The 23,228-nt window shown below is 71.8% G+C and carries 17 protein-coding genes; 7 read left to right on the top strand and 10 right to left on the bottom strand.

The genetic code is table 11. The annotated features are described in order from the left end of the window. Nucleotides 1-27 precede the first annotated feature (27 nt). Nucleotides 28-4,344: a DEAD/DEAH box helicase gene (locus ACERLL_RS10895; RefSeq protein ID WP_373656123.1), complete on the bottom strand. Its 4,317-nt coding sequence runs from the start codon at nucleotides 4,342-4,344 to the stop codon at nucleotides 28-30. Nucleotides 4,345-4,452: 108 nt separating this feature from the next. Next, on the bottom strand, nucleotides 4,453-6,162 hold the full coding sequence (glgP, locus tag ACERLL_RS10890; protein ID WP_373656122.1) for an alpha-glucan family phosphorylase: 1,710 nt from the start codon (nucleotides 6,160-6,162) through the stop codon (nucleotides 4,453-4,455). Between the two features lie 114 nt (nucleotides 6,163-6,276). On the opposite strand from glgP, the gene ACERLL_RS10885 reads away from it, so the two are divergent. Together ACERLL_RS10885 and ACERLL_RS10880 are read left to right on the top strand one after the other, a co-directional pair. Beyond that, nucleotides 6,277-7,191 (top strand): CHAD domain-containing protein, encoded by a 915-nt coding sequence (locus ACERLL_RS10885; protein WP_373656121.1) that lies wholly within the window; start codon nucleotides 6,277-6,279, stop codon nucleotides 7,189-7,191. 330 nt (nucleotides 7,192-7,521) lie between these two features. After that, on the top strand, nucleotides 7,522-8,682 hold the full coding sequence (locus ACERLL_RS10880) for a hypothetical protein (RefSeq protein ID WP_373656120.1): 1,161 nt from the start codon (nucleotides 7,522-7,524) through the stop codon (nucleotides 8,680-8,682). Between the two features lie 56 nt (nucleotides 8,683-8,738). Here the strand turns inward: ACERLL_RS10880 and ACERLL_RS10875 are convergent, their stop codons facing one another. After that, nucleotides 8,739-9,434: an SDR family oxidoreductase gene (locus ACERLL_RS10875; protein ID WP_373656119.1), complete on the bottom strand. Its 696-nt coding sequence runs from the start codon at nucleotides 9,432-9,434 to the stop codon at nucleotides 8,739-8,741. 170 nt (nucleotides 9,435-9,604) lie between these two features. On the opposite strand from ACERLL_RS10875, the gene ACERLL_RS10870 reads away from it, so the two are divergent. The 4 genes from ACERLL_RS10870 to ACERLL_RS10855 are packed head-to-tail and all read left to right on the top strand — an operon-like array spanning nucleotide 9,605 to nucleotide 12,494. Continuing rightward, nucleotides 9,605-10,189: an acyloxyacyl hydrolase gene (locus tag ACERLL_RS10870; RefSeq protein ID WP_373656118.1), complete on the top strand. Its 585-nt coding sequence runs from the start codon at nucleotides 9,605-9,607 to the stop codon at nucleotides 10,187-10,189. 19 nt (nucleotides 10,190-10,208) lie between these two features. Continuing rightward, nucleotides 10,209-11,018: a prolipoprotein diacylglyceryl transferase family protein gene (locus ACERLL_RS10865; protein WP_373656117.1), complete on the top strand. Its 810-nt coding sequence runs from the start codon at nucleotides 10,209-10,211 to the stop codon at nucleotides 11,016-11,018. A gap of 32 nt (nucleotides 11,019-11,050) precedes the next feature. Then, a complete protein-coding gene (gene dsbG, locus ACERLL_RS10860; RefSeq protein WP_373656116.1) occupies nucleotides 11,051-11,887 on the top strand; it encodes a thiol:disulfide interchange protein DsbG in 837 nt (278 codons plus the stop codon). A gap of 10 nt (nucleotides 11,888-11,897) precedes the next feature. After that, nucleotides 11,898-12,494: a peptidylprolyl isomerase gene (locus ACERLL_RS10855; RefSeq protein WP_373656115.1), complete on the top strand. Its 597-nt coding sequence runs from the start codon at nucleotides 11,898-11,900 to the stop codon at nucleotides 12,492-12,494. A 190-nt stretch (nucleotides 12,495-12,684) separates the two neighbouring features. Here the strand turns inward: ACERLL_RS10855 and ACERLL_RS10850 are convergent, their stop codons facing one another. The 6 genes from ACERLL_RS10850 to ACERLL_RS10825 all read right to left on the bottom strand — a co-directional run bounded on the left by ACERLL_RS10850 (nucleotide 12,685) and on the right by ACERLL_RS10825 (nucleotide 21,131). Continuing rightward, nucleotides 12,685-14,397, bottom strand: coding sequence for a potassium channel family protein (locus ACERLL_RS10850; protein ID WP_373656114.1), 1,713 nt, complete (start codon nucleotides 14,395-14,397; stop codon nucleotides 12,685-12,687). Nucleotides 14,398-14,431: 34 nt separating this feature from the next. After that, on the bottom strand, nucleotides 14,432-14,815 hold the full coding sequence (locus tag ACERLL_RS10845) for a DUF6394 family protein (RefSeq protein ID WP_373656113.1): 384 nt from the start codon (nucleotides 14,813-14,815) through the stop codon (nucleotides 14,432-14,434). 142 nt (nucleotides 14,816-14,957) lie between these two features. Next, nucleotides 14,958-15,770 (bottom strand): adenine nucleotide alpha hydrolase family protein, encoded by an 813-nt coding sequence (locus ACERLL_RS10840; RefSeq protein WP_373656112.1) that lies wholly within the window; start codon nucleotides 15,768-15,770, stop codon nucleotides 14,958-14,960. Next, nucleotides 15,760-16,905 (bottom strand): electron transfer flavoprotein subunit alpha/FixB family protein, encoded by a 1,146-nt coding sequence (locus ACERLL_RS10835; protein ID WP_373656111.1) that lies wholly within the window; start codon nucleotides 16,903-16,905, stop codon nucleotides 15,760-15,762. Before ACERLL_RS10835 ends, ACERLL_RS10840 begins: the two co-directional genes overlap by 11 nt. Next, nucleotides 16,902-18,875 carry a DUF3483 domain-containing protein gene (locus ACERLL_RS10830; protein WP_373656110.1) on the bottom strand — a complete coding sequence of 658 codons (1,974 nt, stop codon included), beginning with the start codon at nucleotides 18,873-18,875 and terminating at the stop codon, nucleotides 16,902-16,904. Before ACERLL_RS10830 ends, ACERLL_RS10835 begins: the two co-directional genes overlap by 4 nt. Before the next feature lie 204 nt (nucleotides 18,876-19,079). Continuing rightward, nucleotides 19,080-21,131 carry an oxidoreductase gene (locus ACERLL_RS10825; protein WP_373656109.1) on the bottom strand — a complete coding sequence of 684 codons (2,052 nt, stop codon included), beginning with the start codon at nucleotides 21,129-21,131 and terminating at the stop codon, nucleotides 19,080-19,082. Nucleotides 21,132-21,577: 446 nt separating this feature from the next. On the opposite strand from ACERLL_RS10825, the gene ACERLL_RS10820 reads away from it, so the two are divergent. Beyond that, nucleotides 21,578-22,684 carry a GlxA family transcriptional regulator gene (locus ACERLL_RS10820; RefSeq protein ID WP_373656108.1) on the top strand — a complete coding sequence of 369 codons (1,107 nt, stop codon included), beginning with the start codon at nucleotides 21,578-21,580 and terminating at the stop codon, nucleotides 22,682-22,684. A gap of 42 nt (nucleotides 22,685-22,726) precedes the next feature. Here ACERLL_RS10820 and ACERLL_RS10815 read toward each other — a convergent pair whose 3' ends face one another. Continuing rightward, complete coding sequence (locus ACERLL_RS10815) at nucleotides 22,727-23,128, bottom strand: nuclear transport factor 2 family protein (RefSeq protein WP_373656107.1); 402 nt, start codon at nucleotides 23,126-23,128, stop codon at nucleotides 22,727-22,729. Between the last annotated feature and the right edge of the window lie 100 nt (nucleotides 23,129-23,228).

The raw sequence follows: 23,228 nt of genomic DNA, 5'->3' as shown, positions 1-23,228 counted from the left end.
CAACGGCCGGCGGGCCCTCGGGGCCCGTCAAGGGGCGGGGGACCGGGAAGCGCTCCGGTCCTCGGGCACGCCGTCCCGGTAGCGCAGGCGCTCCCCGGTGCGGGCGGTGACCCGCTCCCCCGGGGTTAGGATGCCCACCAGATTGAGGGGGTCGGTGGCCGCGACGGTGACCGCGTGGTCTTCCTTGCCCCGCTTGCGCACCTTGCGCAGGGCGCCCACCGCCTCCGGCAGGGCGAACTGCTCGCCCCAGAAGCCCGCCACGAATCGCCCGCCGCGCACCTCGCCGCGGTCCTCCAGACGCCGCAGCACGCGCAGCAGCTCGCGCCAGGGCGGCAGCCAGTCCGGCTCGCGCGCCAGCACGGCGCGGAGCACCACCCCGTAGCGCTCCAGCAGGGTCCAGGCGGCCGCCTCCACGGCAGCGGGGTCATGATCGGCGCCGCCCTCCGGGTCCGGCGTGGCGGCGGGAGCCACCGGTGCCCACCGCCCGGCCTCCTCCACCCCCCGCTCCGGGGCGGCGAGCAGGCGGCGCCTCCCCCGGCCGCGCCGGGCGGGTCGCCGGGAGCGCGACTCCGCCGGCTTCAGCAGGGCGCGCAGGCCGGCGAAGCTGTCGCTGGAGGCACGGCCCCAGGCCACCAGCTCGCCCAGGGCTTCCTCCACCTCCGTGCGCAGCATGCCGGAGCAGCTCGCCAGCTCGTCGAAGAACTGCGCGCCGCGCTCGCGCAGGCATTCCTCCAGCTTGGCCGCCTTGCCCGACAGGCCGTCCTCGGATACCGGCACGGAGGCGGCGAGGTCCTTCCAGTCCGGGAGGTTCTTGCGCTGCACCAGCGCCACCGGCGCGGTGCGCACGGAGCCGGCGCGCCGCGCGCGCCCGCGCGCCACCCCGGGCGGTGTCAGGCGGATCCACACCACCCGCCCGGACAGGCAGAGCTGGTCCAGCCACTGCGGATCGTAGCCGGGCAGCCGGGCCGGCAGGATCTCGCTCTCCCAGGCTGCGGCGGGCGCCTCGAAGCCCTCCAGCTGCTCGATCACCGCCAGCAGCGCCTCGGGGCCCTCGCGATGCTCCGCGGCCGGCTCCCCGGCCAGGGCGTGCCACTCCAGCAGGAAGCGGGTGTAGTCCGCCGGCTCCACCGGCTCGATCTCGCGGCGCAGGCGGTCGAGGGTGTAGCGGTGAATGCGCGCCAGCAGCCGCCGCTCGCACCACTCCTCACCGCCCGCGTCCGGGGTGAAGCGGCCGCGGAAGGCGGCACCCTCCGTCTCCAGGGCGGCCAGCGCCCCCTCCACCGCAGGAACCGTTACCCGCAGGTCGGCGGCCAGGGCCTCGGCGGTGGTGGGGCCGAGGCCGTCGAGGCGGCCCCGCACCAGCTCGCGCAGGGCCTCCCCGGCCTCGGGGGCCGCTTCCGGGCTTTCCGGGGGTACCGGCTCCGCCACCGCTTCGGGATGGACGGCGCGGACCGTTACCCACCGCTCCGCCGCCACCCACAGGGCGGGCCCGTCGCCCACGGTAACGCGGAAGGCCCGGCCTTCCTCGCGCAGGGCTTGGAAGGCCTCGCCCCAGCCGTGGGTCCCGCCCTCCTCGGCGGTGACCGCGCCGAGCAGGTCCAGGGCGTCGTGCAGCTCGTCGCGGTCCCGCACGTCGGGCCAGGCCTCCTCCCGGACCCGGGCGATGGCGTCGGCGTCCAGGTGGCCGATGTCGGCGGCGGTGGCCGGGTCCAGGTAGCGCCGCGTCTGCACCATGCGGGTGCGGCGCTCCTCGGCCGGGGCGTCGTCGAGGAAGGCGTAGGGCCGGGCGTTGAGGATCTCGTGGGACAGGGGCGAGGGCTCGGTGAGGTCGGCGGCCACCACCCGGATGCCGCCGTCGCCCATGGCGGCGAGCACCCGCTCCAGGCCCTCGATGTCCATGGCCTCATGCAGGCAGTCGTGGATGGTCTGGTTCACCAGCGGGTGGTCGGGCACCTCGCGGTCTCCGGCCAGGTTCTCGAAGCAGGCGATCTGGTCGGGGAATACCGCGCTGATCAGGTCCTCGGCCTCCATGCGCTGGAGCTGCGGGGGGGTGCGGCCGCCGTTGCGGAAGCGGCGGATGGCCAGGGCGGTGGTGGCGTTCCAGCGCCAGCGGGTGGTGAACAGCGGCGCGTCGAGCAGGGCCTGGACCAGCACCTCGCGCACCGTCTCCGGGCTCAGGTAGCGGGCCGCCTCCTCCAGGGGAAAGCTGTGGGCCGTGGCCAGGGACAGGATCACCGTGTCCTCGGTGGCCGCCGCCTGCAGCTCGAAGTTGAACTTGCGGCAGAAGCGCTTGCGCAGGGCCAGGCCCCAGGCCTTGTTCACCCGGCTGCCGAAGGGGCTGTGGACCACCAGCTGCATGCCGCCGGACTCGTCGAAGAAGCGCTCCAGCACCACCGTGTCCAGTGCGGGCAGCGCGCCCAGGGCGAAGCGGGCCGCGGCCAGGTAGGCGACCGCCTGCTCGGCGGCCGGCCGGGTCACGCCCTCGGTCCCGGCGAGCCAGGTTACGGCGGGCTCCAGGGCGTCCCCGCCGCCATCCTCCACTCCGGGCTGCCCATCCGGCGCCAGCCCCAATCGCTCCTCCACCCCGCGCCGAGTGTCGGAGACGTAGGCGGTCAGCTCCTCAGTGCGCCCCGGCGCCTCGCCGAACCAGAAGGGCAGGCTGGGCGGCAGGCCGTTGGCGTCCTCCACGCGCACGCGGCCCGCCTGGATGCGCAGGAAGCGGTAGCTGCGGTTGCCGAGCTGGAAGATGTCGCCGCTCATGGCCTCCAGGGCGAAGTCCTCGTTCACCGAGCCGATCACCTGGCCCTCGGGCTCCAGCACCACGTCGAAGTCGCCCTGGTCGGGGATGGTCCCGGCGCAGGTCACCGCCGTGAGGCGGGCGCCGCGCCTGGGCCGCAGCACCCGGTTCACCGAATCGCGGTGGATCAGCGCCCCCTTGCGGCCGCGCCCGGTGGCGAAGCCATCGGCGAGCATCTGCACGGTGTCGGCGAACGCCTTGTCCGACAGGGCGCGGTACGGGTAGGCGCGGCGGAAGCGCGCCAGCAGCTCCGCCTCCGCCAGCTCGCCCTCGGCGGCCACCTCCGCCGTGATCTGCTGGGCCAGCACCTCCAGGGGCGCCTCCCGGATCCACAGCCGGTCCAGCGCGCCGTCGCGGGCGGCCCGTACCAGGGCGATGCACTCCACCAGGTCGTCGCGGGAGAGGGGGAACAGCCGACCCTTGGGTGTGGCCGTCACGGCGTGGCCGGAGCGGCCCACGCGCTGCAGGAAGTTGGCGATGGTGCGGGTGGAGCCGAGCTGCACCACCAGGTCCACCTCGCCGATGTCGATGCCCAGCTCCAGGGAGGCGGTGGCCACCAGCAGGCGGATCTCGCCGTGCTTCAGGGCCCGCTCCGCCGCCAGCCGGCGGTCGCGGGACAGGCTGCCGTGGTGGGCGGCCACCTGCTCCTCGCCCAGGCGCTCGCCCAGGTGGCGGGCCACCCGCTCCGCCGTGCGTCGGGTGTTGGCGAACACCAGGGTGGTGCGGTGCCCGGCGGCCAGGTCGGCGATCCGGTCGTAGACCTCCTCCCACACCTCGTTGGCCATCACCGCCTCCAGCGGCGATTGCGGCACCTCCACCGCCAAGTCGGCGCGCCGGTAGTGACCGGCGTCGATGACGCGGCAGTCGGGATTGCCCTCGGCATCCAGGTGGCCGGCCCCGACCAGGAAGCGCGCCACCTCCACGATGGGCTTCTGGGTGGCGGACAGGCCCACCCGGGTCAGCGGCCGGTCCGCGAGCGCCTCCAGGCGCTCCAGGGAAAGGGCCAGGTGGGCGCCGCGCTTGGAGGGGGCCATGGCGTGGATCTCGTCGACGATCACCGTCCTGGTGGTCTCCAGCATGCCCCGCCCGGACTCGGAGGTGAGCAGGATGTGCAGCGACTCGGGCGTGGTCACCAGGATGTGCGGCGGGCGCTTGCGCATGGCGTCGCGCTCCGCCTGGGGCGTGTCGCCGGTGCGCACCATGGTGCGGATACCGGTGGGGGCGGAGCCCGCCGCGTTCAGCCGCTCCTCGATTCCCGCCAGCGGCGCCTCCAGGTTGAGGCGGATGTCGTTGGAGAGCGCCCGAAGCGGCGAGACGTAGACCACCTGGACCGCGTTCTCCAGGGGACCGGCCTCGGCCTGCCGGACCAGATCGTCCAGGGCCGCCAGGAAGGCGGCGAGGGTCTTGCCGGAGCCGGTGGGCGCGGCGATCAGGGCATGCCGGCCGGAGGCCACCGCGGGCCAGGCCTCCGCCTGGACGGGCGTGGGATCGCCGAAGGCCGTCCGGAACCAGTCGGCAACGGCGGGATGGAAGCGGTCGAAGCTCATGGATGGGGTCGCCGTGGTGAAGCGTTTCCGAACAAGGATACAGGCATTCTACCGGTGCCGGCTTGTGCTGGCCCGAGGGGAGGCCCGATTCGGGGTGCGGGCCGGGGACTAGCTCAGATACGCCTCCGTGGCGTAGCGCCGCATCATGCGGTGGGTGTTGAAGAAGCTGGCATTGAGGGCGATGGTGCTCTTCATGATGCCCGTCCAGCGCTCCGGGCTGTCGTAGTAGCAGGGCAGCACCTCCGCCGACAGCTTGTGGTAGAGGGATTCCGCATCCGTGCCGTTGGCGGATTCGGCACTGTCGCCCACCGCCCAGCCGGTTACCCCCTCGATCCAGCCCTCCACCCACCAGCCGTCCAGCACGGAAAGCGAGGGCACGCCGTTGAAGGCGGCCTTCATGCCGCTGGTTCCGGAGGCCTCCAGGGGCCGCAGCGGAGTGTTCAGCCAGATATCCACCCCGGATACCAGGGCGAGGGCGCACTCCATGTCGTAGTCGGGCAGGAAGGCCATGGGGAGAACATCGCTCAGCACCCCCATGTGGTCGTGGATACGCCGGATCAGGCGCTTGCCGGGCTCGTCCTGCGGATGCGCCTTGCCCGCCATCACCAGCTGGAAGGGCCATTGCGCGGCGATGGCGCGCAGGCGGTCCAGGTCCTTGAACAGCAGGTCGGGGCGCTTGTAGGCGGTCATGCGGCGGGCGAAGCCCAGGATGGGCTTTTCCGGGTCGAGGGCCGTCCCGGTGCGCTCCCGCACCGTCTCGATGAGTGCCTCCTTGGCCTCCCGGTGAGCGGTCCGCACCTCCGCATCGGGGAGGTAGGCCGCTCGCCGCAGGAGCTCGGGCTCCACCGCCCAGCCCACCAGGTGGCGGTCGTACAGGCGGTGGAACGGCGCGGAGGCCCAGGTATCCGGATGCACGCCGTTGGTGATGGCGCGCACCTGGTAGCCCGGGAACAGCTGCGCGGAGACCTCCGCATGGCGTTTGGCCACGCCGTTGACGTACTCGCTCAGATTGAGGGCCAGCCGGGTCATGTTCAGGGCCTCCTCGCCGGCCAGACTGCGCAGCACCGGGAGGTCCGCCATGTCTCCCAGGCACTCCGTCACCAGGGAATAGGGGAACTTGTCCTGGCCCGCCTCCACGGGGGTGTGGGTGGTGAAGGTGCACAGGCTCCGGACCCTGTGAAAATCGTAGGCGGATTCCCCGGGGCGGACGTCCTCGGGCGGGTAGGCGTAGCGGCGCAGCAGCGCCCAGGCGAGCAGGGCAGAATGGCCCTCGTTCATGTGGTACTGGAAGACCTCCACGCCCAGGGCCTGGAGCAGACGCATGCCGCCGATGCCCAGCACCACCTCCTGCTTGAAGCGGTAGGCCTCGTCGCCGCCGTACAGATGGTGGGTAAGCCGGCGGTCCTCGGGGCTATTGGAGCCGCAGTCCGTATCCAGCAGGATCACGGGGACCCGCCCCAGGAGCCGGCTCTCGTGGATGTACAGCCAGGCCTGCACCCAGACGTCGCGGCCGTTCATGGGCACCGCCACCATGGCGCGCAGCTTGCGCAGCCGCTCCTCCGGCGCCCAGGGGTCGGGATGCTCGATCTGCTCTCCCTCCGGGGAGAGCTCCTGGCGGAAGTAGCCCCGCCGGCTGACCAGCGTTACCGCCACCAGGGGCAGGGCCATGTCCGCCGCGGTGCGGATGGTGTCCCCGGCCAGGATGCCCAATCCGCCGCTGTAGGTGGGGATGCCGTTGGCGAGGGCGATCTCCATGGAGAAATAGGCCACGTGGGGCTGATTGAAGAACGCCCGGCGATCCGCGCTTCCCTCCGCCATATCCGCTCCTGGCCCGGCCTCGGGAACCCCGGGGCCGGGTTGGGGGCTCTAAATCCGAAACAGCCCGATTTTCAGGCACGGGCGCTCGGAGCGCCCGCATCGAGGAGGAGGCCCATGGCCTATATGCTCACCACCCCGGATCAGACCGGAACGGAGCTGCTCCGGGTCCTCCGCGACGAGGTGCGGGGTGCCGTCGCCGACCTGCGCGACGGCGGCCACACTCCCGAGGACATCCATTCGGCGCGCAAGCATCTGAAGAAGGCCCGGTCGGTGCTGCGTCTCGCCCGGGGGCCGCTGGGCAAGCGCCGCCGGCCCGCCAACGAGGTCCTTCGCGATGCGGGCCGAACGCTCTCTCCCCTTCGCGACCAGGATGCCATGCTGGAGGCCCTGGACAAGGCGGCTCCGGCCCTCGGCCCGGAGGCGGCGCACGCCCTCTGGGAAGAGCTGGTGCGCCGCAAGGATGCCGCCCGGTCCGGGCACGATCCCGCAACCGTGCCGGCGGTGGCCGAGCGTCTGGAAGCCCTCGAGGACGAGATGGCGGACTGGGTGCTGCCCGGCCGGGGCTTCGAGCCGTTGGCGGAGGGGCTGGAGATCAGCTACGGACGGGGGCGCGATCTGTGGAAGCGGATGCGCGAGGATCCGGGGCCGGGCCTCCTCCACGAGTGGCGCAAGCGGGTCAAGGACCACTGGTACCACCTGCGGCTGGTGGTGGATGCCTGGCCGGAGGGGCTCGCCGCCCGCGAGGCCGCCCTGGACCACCTGTCCGATCTGCTCGGCGACGACCACGACCTGGCGGTGCTGCGCGACTCCCTGCGGGAGGGCCCGGCCCTGCCTGAAACCATGGGATCCCCCGAGGCCGTGGACCACCTCCTGGCGGGCCGCCAGCGGGAGCTGCAGCGCGAGGCGCTGGCCCTGGGCAGACGGGTGTACGCCGAGAAGCCGAAGGCCTTTCGTAAGCGGGCGGGCCGCTACTGGGCGGCCTGGCTGGCCGAGGCGGAGGCGGAGGCCGACGAGCGGCTTACGGATTGAATTTCACGCTCGGGCCCGGGGACTCCCGGGAGAAGGACTGGCCGTCCGGGGGAGGGCCCGAATTTCAGGTGGCCGGAAGGCTCAGGTGCTTGTCCATGTTCCGCGCCGGCAGGAAGGGGCGGGATTCCGGTCCCGGCACCGCGCTCCGGCCGGGATCCCCTTGGCGGTGCTGGTGGGAGCTTCTCCACTTGACCGGGCCGTATGCGTCTCCATGGACCCCCGAGCTCGGCGTCGAGCATGCTGACGTAGAACGGGGCCGCATGCCGTCGGTGCCCGGTATCCAGGGCGCTACTTCCCCGGCTCCCGGTACGCGCATCAGAGGAGTCTCCCTTGCCCATACTGCCGTTTCCCGGTTCCGCTGCGAAGGAAGAGGCATTCCGCCCGCAGGCCGCCCGGATCGGGGGGCTGCTGTTGCTGATCCTCGGGCTGCCGCTCGCGGGTGCGGGAACGGCGGGGCGGGCCCTGGGGGGGTATCTGGAATGGCCTCCCGAGCCCGGCGGCGGGGATGCTCCGGCTTTTTCCTGGCCGGTGTTCGCGGTCATCGCCGCCCTGGTGGCGGCGGCCCTGGCGCCCTTCCTGATCCGGATCCTCGGGGCGGCGCCGCGCCACTTCATTTCCCGGGGCCAGCCCTTCCCGTGGTGGGGCTGGGCGGGCGTGGCGCTGGTCGCACTTTCCTGGACGGTGGCCTGGGGCGCGCCGGAATCCTGGGACGGATTGCGGCGGCAGACCTTCACACCGCTGTGGCTGGGCTTCGTGCTGGTGGTGCACGGCCTGGTCCAGGTGCGCACCGGGCGCGCCTTGCCGGTATGCCATCCGGCCTCCTTCCTCTTGCTGTTCCCGCTCAGCGCGGCCTTCTGGTGGACCTTCGAGTTCCTCAACCAGTTCGCCAGCAATTGGCACTACCAGGGTACCGGAGAGCAGACGGGCTGGTCCCGCTTCCTGCTGTCCAGCCTGCCCTTCGCCACCGTGCTGCCGGCGGTCCTCGGGGTGCGGGACCTGCTGGCCACTTTCCCCAGGCTGGAGGCGGGTCTGGATCGCATGCCGGAGCTGGCGGCCCATCTGCACCGGCCCGCGGCGGCGGCCCTGGTAGCCGGCGGTGGCGTGGGCCTGTTCGGCATCGGCGTGCTCCCGGAGATGCTGTTCCCACTGCTCTGGGTCGCCCCGCTGCTGATGCTGGTTGGCGTCCAGGAGCTGGCGGGAGAGCGCTCCCTGCTCGGGGTCCTGGTGGAAGGGGACTGGCGGCCCATGTGGCGGGCCGCCCTAGCGGGCCTGGTTTGCGGCTTCTTCTGGGAGCTCTGGAACTGGGGCAGCCTGGCGCGCTGGGAATACACCGTGCCGTACGTGGATCGCTTCCATTTGTTCGCCATGCCGGCACTGGGCTACGCCGGTTACCTGCCCTTCGGCCTGGAATGCGTGGCCGCGGCGGTACTGGTGCTGCGGCGCGATCGGGACCGTCTCCTCGAAGGGCCCGCCACGGATCCGGATGGCTGATCCGGCCCCGATTCTGTTATAAAACGCAGCAGCCCCGGCGCGGAACGGGGTCCCGGCTAGCGGGGCTCCAGGCACTCCCCGGGGCGGATGGGCGGCCTGGGGCCGAGCAGGCTCAGTATGGCCTCCGCCACCCGCTCCGGCGGCAGGCCCTGGCGCTTCCCGGAGACCCGCTCCTGCATCTCCGTGGCCACCCGGCCGGGGCAGACGGCGTAGACATCCACGCCGAAGTCTCCGGCCTCCGCGGCCAGGGCCTCGGTGAGGCCGCAGACGGCGAACTTGGAGGCGGAGTAGGCCGCCAGCCCGGGGATGCCCGTGCGTCCGGCGCCCGAGGAGAGGTTGACGATGGTGCCGCCGGATTCCATCAGATGGGGGAGCGCCAACCGGCAGCCGTACAGGACACCGCGCACGTTCACGTCCACCGCGGCGTCGATCGCTTCCCGGGGCATCTCCGCGAAGGATCCCGACCAGGCCACGCCCGCATCGTTGACGAGGGCGTCCACCCGCTCGAAGCGGTTGAGCCCCTCCTCGATGAAGGCCCCCATGGATGCGTAATCGCTGACATCCACGGCCTTGGCCGCCAGCTCCCCGTGGCCATGCAGCTCCGCGCGGGCCTGCTCCAGGGATTCCGGATGCTTGGCGCCGATGAGCACCCGGGCGCCCGCCTCGAGGGCCCGGGCGGCCGTATGGTAGCCGATGCCGCGGGAACCGCCGGTGATGAGGATGGTCCGTTGGTCCAGCTGCGATTCGCTCATGGGATGCTCCTGCGCCGGTGGGAGTGGCTGGGGATGCGATTCCGAAGCCTTTATTCTCGCCGGACGGTGGGAGCGCATGGAACCCGGCTGGTGCTCTCCCCTAGGCGGGCGGGACGCCGGATCGGGATTTCGGGTAGCAGGGACGCCCGCGTCCCAGGAGGGAGGAGGTGGTGCGGCGAATCCGAACGGGAAGCGGCTGGTCCGGCCTCCGGGCTCTGGCGGTCCTGATCGTCGGCGGGAGCTTGGCCGCCCCGGCCGCCGCGGCTGAACGCTGGATCGGCCTGGAAGTGGGGACCAGCGACACCAGCCGGGTGGACCCCCGGGCCGTGGATGCCCGGCGCTTCAACCTGAGCGGGCGCTGGTCCCTGCCTCGGGCCCGGTTCGGGCAGTGGGCGCTCGTGCCCTACGGAGAGCTGACCGTGGGCGCCATCCGCACCTGGAACGCCGGGGAAGGGCAGAATCTGGCGCTCAACGAGACGGGGGTGCGGCTGCTGTTTCAGCTGCACTACCTGCCGTGGGGCAGGCTGTTCCTCGAAGCGGGGAGCGGCCCCATGTATCTGTCGGATACCCGCATCGGTGACCTGGATCTGGGAAGCAAGCTGCAGTTCCGCAGTCATGCGGGACTGGGCGTCCGGTTGGGCAGTACGAAACGCTGGGAGGTGGTGTACTGGTACTCCCATACCTCCAATGCCAACCTGAGCTCCCCCAATCCCGGCATCAATTTCCACACCGTCCGGCTGGGGTTCCGGTATTGAAGCCCGGCCCGGAGGCGCCATGAACGCTGTAAGCCTTGGTCCCTTCACGCTGGCCCATGCCCGCCTGTTCGCCCTGCTGGGGCTGGCCGCGGTGCTGCTGGTGAGCGCCCTGCTGCGGCGCCGCGACCCGGGGCTGGGGGACTGGGGGATGCAGGCCATCCTGGTGGGCGGTGTGGCCGCACGGCTCGGGTATGTGCTCACCCACCTGGAGGCGTACGCCGCCGAGCCTTGGAGCGTCCTGTTCTTCTGGCAGGGCGGGTTCGCCCTGCCCTGGGGCGTTTTCGCGGCGGCGCTGTTCGCTTTGTGGCGGTTCCGCGGCACGCGGGAGCGGCAGGTTCGGGCCCAGATTCCGCTCGCCGCCGGGCTGGCCCTTTGGCTCTTGCTCACGGCCGCCCAGGACTGGATGGACGCCGGCTCCGCGCCGGAGCTGCCCCCGGAGCCCCTGCCCACCCTGGCGGGCGGCTCCCGGCCGCTGGGCGGTGCGGACGGGGGGCCGGTGGTGGTGAACCTTTGGGCAAGCTGGTGCCCGCCCTGCCGCCGCGAGATGCCACGTCTGGCCGATGCCGCCCGTGCCCGCGAGGAGGTGGCCTTCGCCTTCGTGAACCAGGGTGAGGCGCGGCGGAAAGTGGCGGATTTCATCGGGCGCTTCGAGCTGGCTCCGCGCGCCGTTTTCCTGGATCATGAGCGGCGCCTGGCCGCCCATTTCGGTGCCGCGGGCCTGCCCGCCACCCTGTTCTATAATGGGCGGGGCAAGCTGGTGGCCTCCCACGTGGGGGAGATCTCCCGGGCGGCCCTCCAGGACCAGCTGGACCGCATCACCGCACCCTGAGCCCCGGGCCCAGGTCATCAACGAGGTGCTTCATGCCTAGACGCTTTCGTTACGCTCGCGGCCCCGCCGTCATTGGCCGCGCCGCGCTTCTGCTCCTGGCCGGGGCGCTGGTATCGCCGGCCGCCGCCGAACCGCCGGGGGACCTGCCCCCCGCGGTCCAGGCCCTGAAGGACCAGGGGCTGCACATCGTCAACCGCTTCGACGCCCCGGGCAACCTGACCGGCTATGCCGCCCGGGCCGGCGGCCGCGAGGTGATCCTGTACGCCACGCCCGACGGTCAGCAGGTCCTGGCCGGCACCATGCTGGGGGCGGACGGCAGCAACCTGACCCAGAAGCACCTCGACGCGCACATGCCGAAGCCCGATTTCGGGGCGGCGTGGGGTAAGCTGGAGGAGGCCAGCTGGGTGGCCGCCGGCGCCGAGGATCCCGAGCGGGTGGTCTACGTCTTCACCGACCCCAACTGCCCCTATTGCCACGCCCTGTGGAAGGCCACGGTGCCCTACTACGAGGAGGGCCTCCAGGTGCGGTACCTGCCCGTGGCGGTGCTGCGGAGCTCCAGTCTCGGCAAGTCGGCCGCCATCCTCCGCGCGGAGGATTCCGCCGCCGCCATCCGCCGCCACGAGCAGGCCTTCGACCAGGGCGGTATCGAGCCCCTGGAAAGCACCGATGGGCCGGCTGCGGAGAAGGTTCGCGCCAACACGGAGCTCATGCAGGAGCTCGGCGTGCAGGGCACGCCAACCACCTTCTACAAGACCGAGGCCGGCGCGGTGAAGACCGCCAACGGCATGCCCAGCCTGGACCGGCTGGCCGAGATCTATCGGCTGCCCAAGCAGGACACTGGGGACCCGGCCCTGAGCCGCTTCCGTTGAGGATCTGGATATGACGAAAAAGCTGGGAACGGGCCTGCTGGCCCTGGCCGTGATGCTCGCGGCGCCGGCGGGCGCCGCCGAGAAGGGGCCGCGGGTCCGCCTGGAAACCACCAAGGGCCCCGTCGTCCTCGCCCTGTACCCGGAACGGGCGCCGAAGACGGTGGACAATTTCCTGGGCTACGTCCGCGACGGCTTCTACGACGGCACCATCTTCCATCGCGTGGTGCCGGGCTTCGTAGTCCAGGGAGGCGGATTCACCAAGGACCTTCGCCACAAGCCCACGCGGGAGCCGATCCCCAACGAGGCGGACAACGGCCTGACCAACGAGGCGGGCACCATCTCCATGGCGCGCACCTCCGACCCGCATTCGGCCACTTCCCAGTTCTTCCTCAACCTAACCGACAATCCGCCGCTGAACCATCGCGCAAAGACCCAGCGGGGCTGGGGCTATGCGGTCTTCGGCGAGGTGGTGGCGGGCATGGAGACGGTGCGGGCCATGGGCAAGGTGCCCACCGGTCCCAAGGGCCGCTTCCCGCGCAGCGTTCCGCGTCAGCCCATCGTCATCGAGAAAGCGACGATAGTGGATGGCGAAGCGGGGGCGGGCTGACGGCGGCCCGCGCGCCAGCCGGACCCAGCGGCCGCCTCCTTCGGGAGGCGGCCGCTTTCGTCTGTAAACACCGCCCGAAGGGTTTGTAGGAAAACCCGGGATCGGGGGCGTTACCCGTGGCGGCGGCCTCCGGCCGCGACGCCGGAAGGGGCTCCCCGAGGGCCGCCGGGGGCGTCGGCGGTCGTCCTTGTCATGCCTCCCCGGCCCGTTCCCGGTTCCGCCGTTCCAGCCACTGCCAGAGCCAGCCGCCCGGCCGTTCCACCCCCGTGCGGACGTAGGCCAGCACGCTGTGGTCGGACAGGATGCGCTCCATGGGCCAGCGCAGCACGTCGCTTCCGCAAAACAGCAGGCGGTCGCCCGGCCGCAGGGGGGTATCCATGTCCGGGAGCAGCCAGCAGTCCGCCCCGCGGTAGAGCAGGAGCGGAACGGCCGGCAGCCACGACTCCCGGTCCCGGGGGTCGGTCAGGAGGTGGCGCAGGCGCAGATCCCGGTCCTCGGCCAGGGCATCCAGGGCGGCCGGGGCGGAATGGCGGGCGAGATCGAGGGTCCAGGTATCGGGTACGGTGTCCTCCATGACCGCGCTCATGCGGCTGATGAGCACATTGGCCCAGTCGTCGTCCTGCGCCGCGGCCAGGCGCAGGAAGTCCGACAGCAGGGGGGTGGTGATCAGGCCCAGCACCTCCCGGGTCAGGATGTTGCTCGCGTTCATCACCAGATCGAGGTTGGCGGCGTCGAAGATGGACTGGTTGTAGCCGCGGTTCTGCCGGGCCACCGTGAACAGCCCGGGATTCATCTGGCGCGCGGTGAGGATGATGGACAGGTTGTTGGCGTCGTTGTCGGTGCCGGCGATTATGCCGTCGGCCTCGTGGATCTTCGCCTTTTCCAGCGTCTCCGCCTCGGTACCCCGGCCGATCACGGTCCCCAGGGGCGCCCCGGTGCCCTCGGGATCCGCCTCCACCAGCACCGCATGCGCCCCCTCCCGGTGCAGCCGGTCCCGCATGGCCTTGCCGAACCGCCCGAAGCCGCACACCACCCAGGTCCCCCGGGGCGGGACCATGGGCTGGGCCACCGGCTGGTGCTCGATCCCGGTGAGCCAGGCGTAGACCAGGTACATGGCCGGCGAGCGCAGCGACATGGCGAAGCGCTCGGCGAAGGTGTCGAAGGGGTTGATGATGTGCTCGGTGCCGAAGGAGGCCAGGTTGGCCTCGGTATCCCGGTAGCGGGCGCGGCAGATCACGGGCACGCGCGGGGCGAGCAGCTTGCAGGCGATGGCGATGGACAGGTTGTCCTGCTCCGACTGGCTGACCGCGATCACGCCCGCGCATTCCCGCTTCTTCAGGCCGGCCATGACCAGCATCTCCGGGTCCGCGGCGTCCGCCTGGATGCCCGGAATCTCCAGGCCGAGCCCCTCCACCTTCAAGGTGTCGATGCGGTCCTGGTCGCGGTCCATCACCACCGGCTGGATGCCCTCGTCGGCGAGGGCCCGGACCAGCAGGGTGCCGCCCTCGCCGTAACCGCAGATGATGTAGAAGGGCTCGGCGAGGCGCCGCACGCTGCGCCGGAAGGTGCTGAAGCCCACCACCCGGCGGAAGGCAGGGTCCTGGAGGACGGCCAGCAGGGCGCCGATGGCGTAGAGCCAGGCGATGACGGTGGCGTAGATGGCGAACATCATCCACAGCCGCTGGGCGCCGGTGAACGCGTAGGGGATCTCGCCGAAGCCGATGGTGGGGCCCGTGTAGGTCACCACGTAGAAGGCATGGAAGAAGTCCATGTACCAGAGGTCGCCCGCATCATCCCGCCCGGGCACCAGGGTCAGTCCCAGGACCGCCACGGCGTAGGTGCCGATCAGAACCAGCAGGGGGGCGCGCATGCGCCGGAACAGCAGGAAGATCACCTCCTGCACGACGCGACCCTCCGCGGTCGGTCCGGCGCGGCCACTAGCGCCGCCCCATGCTGGTCTCCACCACCAGCAGCACCACCGAGACGATATTGGCCAGCAGGGCGCCGCCGGACAGGGAGACGATGGCGGCCATGATGTGCGGCGTCATGCCGTGCGCCGTGGCCTGCGCGGCCCAGCCCCAGACGATGGCGGCGAGGATGAGCTGGACGTCCGCCACCAGGCTGGTGGCCAGGAGCAGGGAGCCGATCTGGGTGCGCTCGCCGAGCTTCATCACCGTGGCGATGAGGCTCACCACCAGGGCGGCGTACAGCTCGTAGACGTTGTGGTGGATGGGGTTGTCGATATCGCCCAGAAAGAAGCCGTAATTGATGGTCAGGGCCAGAACGGTGATGAAGGCGAAGATCGTCTTTTCCAGGTTCATGGGCCTCGCTTTTCCGTATTCCTGGGAAGGGGCGACGATGGAAGCCCCATAGTAGGCCAGCTTTTTCCGCCGCCAAAGAGGGCGGCGGGAAAAGCCCACACCGGACAAAGGATTACGGCGGGTGAGGCCCGATAGGAGCGGCTCAAGGAGCCGCCCGATCCCGGCGCGCTGCTTCTTCCCGGGCCCCATCGGGGGCCGCTCGGAGCACGCCCGCGTCCAGGAGGAAGGCATGGATGGCCCGGGCCGCCTCCGGGGGGGAAGGGGTTTCAAGGGTCCGGCCGTTCCCGCCACCGCCGCCGCGCAGCGCGGCCTGGCGCTCGGCGGCCGTCCCCTCCGCGGCCCGCAGGCGTTTGGGGCGCCTGCGGGCCGGATGGGCTTCGGGCCGATCCGCCGTCGGGGGCGGGACGTCCGGCCGCTGTACGTGGATGGTCCCCCGCCGCGCCGGGCCGAAAGCGGACGGCCGGGGCGCCGGTGCGGCCCGGTCCACGGTGGCCACCACCGGGGACCGGGCCCGGAGGCTCCTCCGGCGGCCTCCGGGCAGGGCCTGCGCCAGGTAGAAGCCATCCGGCTCGCCGGGGGTGATGTCCAGGATGGCGGGGGCCAGGGCGGCCCCCAGGGCGCGGGCCACGGCGTAGGGCAGGTAGCCGGTGGCCGGGCCGTGCTCGGTGCGCTGGGCGGTGAGGATGAGCTCGGGTCGGTGCCCTTCCAGCGTTGCCGCCAGGCAGGGGATGGGATCGGATTCGTCGGGGCATTCCAGGACCGTCAGCGTCTCCACCCCCATGCCGAGATAATCCCGCAGTGCCGGCTCCTCGGGGTCGCCCGCGTGGAGGACCAGGGGGCGGGGCGTCAGGCGCAGCGCCAGCTCCACGGCCCGGGCATCGCCGGGGGCGCGGCGCGGCCGCCCGGAGGCCGGATGCCGCCCGGCGGAGACCAGAACCGCGATCTCAGGGTGCATGGCCTTCCTCCTCCATTAGGTGGAGCAATGCTTCCATCACCGCCTGCACGTCCCCGGCCACGGCGAGGTCGGCCCGCTTCATGATGGGGGCGTAGGGATCGGTGTTCACGGCGACCACCCGCGCGCAGTCCTCGATGCCCTGAAGGTGCTGGGGCGCGCCGGAGATCCCCAGGGCCAGGTAGCAGTGCGCCCCAACCAGGGCCCCGGAGATGCCCACCTGGCGTTCGCGGGGCAGCAGCCCGGCGTCGCATACCACCCGGGTGCCGCCCTCGGCGGCACCGAGCGCGGCGCTCAGGCGGTGGAAGGTGTCCCAGTCGCTGACCCCGTTGCCGGCGGAGAGGATGAAGTCCGCCTCCTCCAGGGGGAGGGACCGCGCATCCACCGGGATGGGGCCCTCATCCACGAGGGCCGTGCCGGGCGCGGCGGCGGGCCGGGGCAGCACCCGGCCTTCCCGAGGCGGCCCGCTGTACGGTTCCGCCCCCTCCGGGGCCAACAGTACGAAGCGGGGCGGGCGCAGGTGGTATTCCCGGCGGTCGCCGTCGCCCCGGCAGATCAGGCGGTCCGCTTCCAGACGCCGTACGTCGGCGGCCAGGCCCTCGCCGCGCTCGGCGGCCACCCGGCGGCCCAGGTCCCCGGCCCCGGGAATCGTGTCGGCAAGGACCACGTGCCAGGGGGTGAGCTCCTCCATGGCCGTCAGGAGCGCCGCGGCACGTGCTTCGGGGTCGTAGGCGTCCTCGGGGCCGGGGATGTGCAGGATCCGGTCGGCCCCGGCCGCGCCCAGCCCCGCTCCCGGAGCGCCGAACGCCACCGCCGCCACGCCGCCGCCGTGGGCGTCGGCGAGGGTTCGGGCTCCGCCGATCACGTCGCGGTCGTGGGCATTGAGCCGCCCCTCCGCCAGATCGGGAACCGCCAGCACCCAGCCGGCCGGAGCCTCCACCGCCAGCGGTCCTTCTTCAGCCCGCCTTACCGGGTCCGGAGCCCCGCTCCGGCGGCCCCGCCGGTTCCGGTCGCTGCGCGGATTCCGGCGTTGCCGACCCTCCGGGGCTCCGGGCTCCTCGGTCGCAGGTTGCCGGCCCCCCTGCGCCCGCCGGGCCCGTTCCGCACGCGGGTCGCGCCGGCGCGGTGTATCAGTCATGACGCCGCCTCCATGCTCTCTTCCTCAACGGCTTCCAGCAGTACCTCGGCGATGTCCGCCACCTCCGGGCCCGGCTCCACCACGCCCTCGAGCATGACCGCGCAGTTGGGGCAGGCCACCGCCACCGTCTCAGCGTCGGTGGCGCGGGCGTGATCCATGCGCACGTCCGGGATGCGCCGTTCGCCGGGGACGTCGGTAAAGGCGGCGCCGCCGCCCCAGCCGCAGCAGCTCGTTCGCAGGCCCGACTTCTCCATCTCCCGCACCTCCACGCCGATGCCTTCCAGCAAGTCCCGGGGGCTCTGGGTCTCGCCGTTGCCCCGGGCCAGGTAGCAGGGATCGTGGAACGTCACCGTGGTGCCGTCCGCACGACGGTTGGGTGCAAGGCGCCCCTCCGCAAGGAGCCGGGCCAGGAAGGTGCTGTGGTGCTCGATGGCGCAGCGCTCGGTGAGGCCGTCGTACTCGTTTGCCAGGGTGTGCAGGGCGTGCGGGTCGGGGGTGAGGATCCGGTTGAATCGGTACTGATCGAGGGTTTCCAGGTTCTTCTCCTTGAGATTCCGGAAGGCGGCCTCCTCGCCGAGTACCCGCGCTACATGGCCGCAATCGCGCTCCTCCGCACCCAGCACCGCGAAGTCCACGCCCGCCAGACGCAGGAGGCGCACCAGGGCGCGCAGGGTGCGCTGGCTGCGCATCTCGAAGGCGCCCTCGCCGGTCCACAGCAGCACGTCGCAGGCGCCCCGCTCGGCGAGCAGGGGCAGATTCAGGTCGGTGGCCCAGTGCAGCCGGCTCTCCCGCGGCCGGCCGTGGAGATTGTCGGTGGCGCGCAGCTCCTCCAGGACCTCGGCGCCCTTGCCGGGCGTGGCGCCCTCCTCGAGGGTCTGGTAGCGGCGCAGGTCCACCACCGCGTCCACATGGCCGATCATCATGGGGCACTCGTGGACGCAGGCCTGGCAGGTGGTGCAGGCCCACAGGGTGTCCGGGTGGATCATGGCCTCCTCGCCGATCAGGGGATGATCGGGGCCGCCCCGGGCCTGGCCGAGGGGGCGGCCCGGGTAGGGGCTGCCCTGGTAGGCGGCGTCGGTGCCGCCCCGCGCCTCTGCAGCCACCAGATCCTGGATGAGCTTCTTGGGGGAGAGCGGCAGGCCCGCCTCGTAGGCCGGGCAGGCCGCCTCGCAGCGGCCGCATTCCACGCAGGCGTCGAAGCCCAGCAGCTGGTTCCAGCGGAAGTCCCGGGGCTCCCGCACGCCCAGGCGCTCGGCCTCCAGGTCCAGGGGCCGGAGGGCCGCCGGGCTGCCGGAATCAGCGTCGGCCTCCCGGAACCGTTCCGGCCGGGGATGGAAGGCCAGGTGCAGGGCGCCATTCGCGGCGTGCTTCAGAGGTCCCCGGGCCAGTCCGCCGTAGAGGTCCAGGCTGCCGTAGAGGCCCACCGCCACCAGGGCCATGCCGAACGGGGAGCCCCACGCCAAAGGCCCGGAGACCCCGGCGAGCGGCAGGGTGGCGATGAAGAAGAAGGCCACGAAAGCCGCGAGTCCCAGGGGCAGCCGGTTGAATCCGCCGCCGGAGAGGCGGGGGGCGCGGTGCTCCGGGCGGCGCCGCCGGCCCACCAGGACGGTGCCCGCCGCCATAACCGTCAGCGCGCCTAGGAGCAGGGCCGCCAGCGGCGCGAAGGCCACGCCGAAAACGTGTACCACCAGGATCAAAACGGAGGCTGCCGTGAAGCCGCCGGCGGTGAGGATGTGCATGGTGGCGATGCGCTGCCCCGTATCGCCGCGCCCGGCCCCGCCCACCGGATCGCGGCTCACCGCCTCGTGGACGTCCACCAGGTAGCGGCGCGGCATCCGGGCCAGCCCCCGCAGGAAATCCACCCGGGCGGGCCGCCCGGTCAGCCAAAGCCGAGCGCGCCAGGCCAGCCCCGCCAGAGTGGCGGCCAGGCCGGCGAGCATGACCAGGGCGGGGATCCAGGGGGCGGTCATGGGTGCGCTCCTGTGGTGTTCTGTGGCCGGAAGGGTCTCGCGCCCAGGGCTGGGGTCCGGCGGAGCCAACGGGGCCTTGCAGGAGCGGCGTCTTCGCCGCGATCTGTTCGGAGAAGCGCAACCGGTCGCGGCCGGAGGCCGCTCCTACACTTACGATCAGCCCGATTCCTTCGCCTCTTTGGCGCCTCGGCGTTTTCTCGCGCCTCACAGGGCCTTGCACAGCCGCAGCGCGTCGTAGATGGCGCCGTGGATGTCGCGGCCCGACACGCAGTCGCCGAAGCGGTAGAGGGTGAAGTCTCCCGGACCCTCGGGCTCCGGCTGGGACTCGGCGGCGAACAAGGCGTGCAGGTCCACCTGGCCCCGGTTGCGGCTCTTGTCCTTGAGCGCGAAGTAGAGGTCATGGGCGGGGCGGGTGCCGTTGTCCACCACCACCTGGTCCACCGCCCGCTCCTCCTGGCTGCCGGTGTACTCGTTGGCGAGCACGGCAATGCGCTGGTCGCCCTCGGGGTAGACCTCCTGCAGGGTGTAGCTGGGGGTGAGCACCACGTCCTTCTCGTAGAGGCGCTGCAGGTAGACGGGCTGAGTGGTGCCGCCCACGTCGCTCCCCACCGCCGGGTCGGGGGAGACCAGCTCCACCAGGGCGCCCCGCTCGGCCAGGTGGTCGGCCACCGTCACCCCCGCGTAGCGGCCGGGCACGTCGTAGACCAGCACGTTCTTCTCCGGCGCCACCGCGCCACCCAGGATGTCGTGGACGCTCGCCACCATGCCCTCGGCGGCCCGCCAGCCGGGCTCGGCGTCCAGGTCCGGAACCCCGCCGGTGGCGAGCAGCACCAGATCGGGTCGGAGGTCGCGGATGCGGGGGGCGTCCGCCTCCGTATTAAGAGCGATCTCCACGTTAAGGCGCTTGAGCTCCAGCTCGAACCAGCGGGTGATCCCGGCCAGACTCTCGCGGGCCGGGGCGCGGGCCGCCAGGTCGAGCTGCCCGCCGAGCCGGGGGCCCTTCTCGAACAGCGTCACGTCGTGGCCCCGCTCGGCGCACACCCGGGCCGCCTCCATGCCGGCGGGACCGCCGCCCACCACGACCACCTGGCGGCGGATGGGCGCCTTGCGGACGGCGTGGGGCATGGTCTGCTCTCGGCCGGTGGCGGCGTTCTGGATGCAGAGCACGTCGAGGCCGTCGTACATGCGGTTGATGCAGTTGTTGGCGCCCACGCACTGCCGGATCCGGTCGGTCTGGCCGTCGCGCACCTTGTTGACGAAGTGCGGGTCGGCGATGTGGGCGCGGGTCATGCCCACCAGGTCCACGTGGCCCTCGTCGATGAGGCGGGCGGCGGAGGCGGGGTCCTTGATGTTCTGGGCGTGGATCACCGGCACGTCCACCTCGGCCTTGATGCCCGAGGCGAGATGGACGAAGGGCTGGGGCGGGAAGGCCATGCTCGGCACCACGTTGGGGATGGTGGCGTAGGTGTCGCCCGCCGAGCCCATGACGTTGAGGAAGTCCACCATGCCGGTGCCCGCGTAGCGCACGGCGATGGCGCGCAGGTCCGCCTGGTCCAGTCCGTCCGGGTGCAGCTCGTCGCCGGGCATGCGCATGCCCACCACGAAGTCGTTGCCCACCACCCGGCGGATCTCGGCAAAGACCTCCAGGCCGAAGCGCATGCGGTTCTCCAGGCTGCCGCCGTAGGCGTCGGTGCGCCGATTGGAGCGCGGCGACCAGAACTGGTCGATGAGGTGCTCATGGGCGGCGGAGATCTCCACGCCGTCGAAGCCGCCGTCCCGGGCGCGCCGCACCGCCTCCGCGTAGTCCCGAATCACCCGCTCGAAGTCCTCCGCCTCCATGGCCTTGCTGTCGGCCTTGTGCAGCGGCTCGGGGCCGCCGCTCGGCGAGAGGAGATGGGGCCAGTCGCCGCCGTCCCAGCGGTTGCGGCGGCCCTTGTGGGTGAGCTGGATCATCATGGCGGCGCCGTGGTCGTGAACGGCACCGGTGAGCTCCCGGAAATAGGGAATCACCCGGTCGCTGCTCACATCCACCGAGCTCCACCACTGACTGGGGTTGTCGATGGACACGGAGGAGGAGCCGCCGCACATGGTGAGGCCGATGCCGCCGCGGGCCTTTTCCACATGGTAGAGGCGGTAGCGCTCCCCGGGCATGCCGTCCTCGGCGTAGACCTCCGCGTGGGCCGTGCTCATGATCCGGTTGCGGATGGTCACGTTCTTGATGGTGAGCGGCTGAAAGAGGCTGTCGAACTGACCCATTGCATTTCTCCCGGAGATGGCTGGGTTGCGCGCGGCGCGGGATTTGCCGCCGGCGACAATTCAACCCTATCCCCGGAGCCCGCGGACCGACCGTCCTCAGGCGACGCGCCCTTGCCGAAATGCGTCACCCGTCGCGCACGTCCGCTTCGCCTGTGGTCCAAGCGGGAAAGGGGGGAAGAGCCGTATTTCCGCCCGGAACCGGGCGGCGGGGAAGGGGGCGGGAAAAACCGCGAAACGCTAGGGGATTGCGGCCATGGCGTGCACGGGCAAGGCCATGTCCCCCTGCCGACAGGGGAGGCGGCATTTTTCGGAAAAGAATGGGAGCTGCGGGGGAAAATGGGCCGGACAGGCGAAAGGCGCAGATTGCGGCTGCCGACCCCCCCGCCGTTTCCGGTCGGCTGAACGGATGAAAACCACCACCCGCGCCTGCGGCGCGACTTGCAAGGATGGCAGAGATGACGGCGTTGAGCGCTCCTTCTTCTTTCGGCTTTTTGGTGGTCCCCAACTTTTCCATGATCGCCTTCGCGGCGGCCGTGGACGCGCTGCGCATGGCCAACCAGCTCACCGGCCGATGCCTGTTCAACTGGTACGCGATCACCAGTGACGGGAGCGCCGTGGAGGCGAGCAACGGATTCCGTCTGATCCCCGAGTACAGCCTGGAGGATGCCCCCAATGTGCCCGTGGTGCTGGTATGCGGCGGCACGGGCATCGAGCGGGCCACCGACCGGCGCCTGACCTCCTGGCTGCGGCGCCTGGCCAGCGGCGGCACGGTTCTGGGAGGCATCTGCACGGGGAGCCATCTGCTGGCGGCGGCGGGCCTGCTGGACGGCTATCGGTGCACCGTGCACTGGGAGTACATCCCGGGCATGCGCGAGAACTTCCCCCGGGCGGACATCTCCCGTGAGGTGTTCGTGGTGGACCGCAACCGCATCACCTGCGCGGGCGGCAGCGCCCCCCTCGACCTGATGCTGCACCTGATCGCCAAGCGTCACGGCCGGGAGCTGGCGGCCTCCATCTCCGAGGAGTTCGTGGGCGAGCACATGCGGGGGCCGCAGCAGATGCAGCCCATCCCCATGCAGCAGCGGCTGGCCACCAGCCACCCCAAGCTGCTGGAGGCGGTGGCCCTGATGGAGACCAACATCGAGGAGCCCATCGATCTGGACGAGCTGGCCGGCTACGTGGGGCTCTCCCGGCGGCAGTTGGAGCGGCTGTCCCGCAAGTACCTGGGCTGCCCGCCCACCCGCTACTACCTGGAGCTGCGCCTGGCCCGGGCGCGCCGGCTGCTGGTCCAGACCGCGCTACCCATCCACGAGGTGGCCCTCGCCTGCGGTTTCGTTTCCGCCCCGCACTTCAGCAAGTGCTACCGGGATTTCTTCGGTCAGCCGCCGAGCGCCGACCGTCGGCGCCGGAACCCCGAGACCCGGCCGCGGTCGTCCGGGGAACCTCCCGAGGACACCGGGGAGCTGCCGGAGGGGCCGCTGGCCGAGTGGGAGCAGGCCGGGGCCGGGCGGAGCGGAGAGCCCAGGGCGGTGCTGACCCCGGACCGGGGATAGGCGGTCGGGTCGCCGCCTCCGATCGGCGGGGGCCCGGCGCGCTCAGGCCGCCTGTCCCCACAGCCCCCACCGTCCGCCGTAGCTGCTGATCCGGCCGATGCGCCCGTCGCGGACATCGAAGAAGGTCCCGGCACCCACCCGGTAGGTCTCCGCCGACGGCGCGGGCCGGTCACCCGGTTCCAGGAAGAAGCCCAGCACCTTGTATTCGGCCGCGGCATGGCGGCCGTCGCGGCTGACCAGGATCTCCAGGTCGTAGACATGCTCGTCGCAGCGGGCGTTCTTGGCGGCCAGGAAGCGGGCGAAGGCCTGCTTGCCGATCTCCCGCCGGCAGGTTTCCACGTCGTGCAGCAGGTCGTCGTGGACCAGGAGGAGCAGCTTCTCGATATCCCGCGCATTGTAGGCACGGAAGTAGCGGCCGAGTAGCTGACGGGTTGATTCGCGCATGGTTCCGGCTCCCCGCCGGGGCGGGACCGTTTCCGGTCGCGGCGTCCGGCCCAGATGGGTGGCGCCCCGCCCGGCGCCCGTTCGGCTTGGCGGGCGGGAC

This window comes from Thiohalorhabdus sp. Cl-TMA, from assembly GCF_041821045.1.
In the GTDB taxonomy this organism is placed as follows: domain Bacteria; phylum Pseudomonadota; class Gammaproteobacteria; order Thiohalorhabdales; family Thiohalorhabdaceae; genus Thiohalorhabdus; species Thiohalorhabdus methylotropha.
Note: the sequence above shows the minus strand (reverse complement) of the source record. Positions and strands in the feature narration are given on the sequence as shown.

What these genes read in the sequence shown, in the direction of transcription:
- ACERLL_RS10820 (WP_373656108.1), top strand. Translation starts at nt 21,578, where the DNA reads ATGGCAGAGATGACGGCGTTGAGCGCTCCTTCTTCTTTCGGCTTTTTG.
- ACERLL_RS10830 (WP_373656110.1), bottom strand. Translation starts at nt 18,875, where the DNA reads ATGACCGCCCCCTGGATCCCCGCCCTGGTCATGCTCGCCGGCCTGGCC.
- ACERLL_RS10855 (WP_373656115.1), top strand. Translation starts at nt 11,898, where the DNA reads ATGACGAAAAAGCTGGGAACGGGCCTGCTGGCCCTGGCCGTGATGCTC.
- ACERLL_RS10845 (WP_373656113.1), bottom strand. Translation starts at nt 14,815, where the DNA reads ATGAACCTGGAAAAGACGATCTTCGCCTTCATCACCGTTCTGGCCCTG.
- ACERLL_RS10835 (WP_373656111.1), bottom strand. Translation starts at nt 16,905, where the DNA reads ATGACTGATACACCGCGCCGGCGCGACCCGCGTGCGGAACGGGCCCGG.
- ACERLL_RS10885 (WP_373656121.1), top strand. Translation starts at nt 6,277, where the DNA reads ATGGCCTATATGCTCACCACCCCGGATCAGACCGGAACGGAGCTGCTC.
- ACERLL_RS10840 (WP_373656112.1), bottom strand. Translation starts at nt 15,770, where the DNA reads ATGCACCCTGAGATCGCGGTTCTGGTCTCCGCCGGGCGGCATCCGGCC.
- ACERLL_RS10875 (WP_373656119.1), bottom strand. Translation starts at nt 9,434, where the DNA reads ATGAGCGAATCGCAGCTGGACCAACGGACCATCCTCATCACCGGCGGT.
- ACERLL_RS10865 (WP_373656117.1), top strand. Translation starts at nt 10,209, where the DNA reads ATGAACGCTGTAAGCCTTGGTCCCTTCACGCTGGCCCATGCCCGCCTG.
- ACERLL_RS10895 (WP_373656123.1), bottom strand. Translation starts at nt 4,344, where the DNA reads ATGAGCTTCGACCGCTTCCATCCCGCCGTTGCCGACTGGTTCCGGACG.
- ACERLL_RS10825 (WP_373656109.1), bottom strand. Translation starts at nt 21,131, where the DNA reads ATGGGTCAGTTCGACAGCCTCTTTCAGCCGCTCACCATCAAGAACGTG.
- ACERLL_RS10815 (WP_373656107.1), bottom strand. Translation starts at nt 23,128, where the DNA reads ATGCGCGAATCAACCCGTCAGCTACTCGGCCGCTACTTCCGTGCCTAC.
- dsbG (WP_373656116.1), top strand. Translation starts at nt 11,051, where the DNA reads ATGCCTAGACGCTTTCGTTACGCTCGCGGCCCCGCCGTCATTGGCCGC.
- glgP (WP_373656122.1), bottom strand. Translation starts at nt 6,162, where the DNA reads ATGGCGGAGGGAAGCGCGGATCGCCGGGCGTTCTTCAATCAGCCCCAC.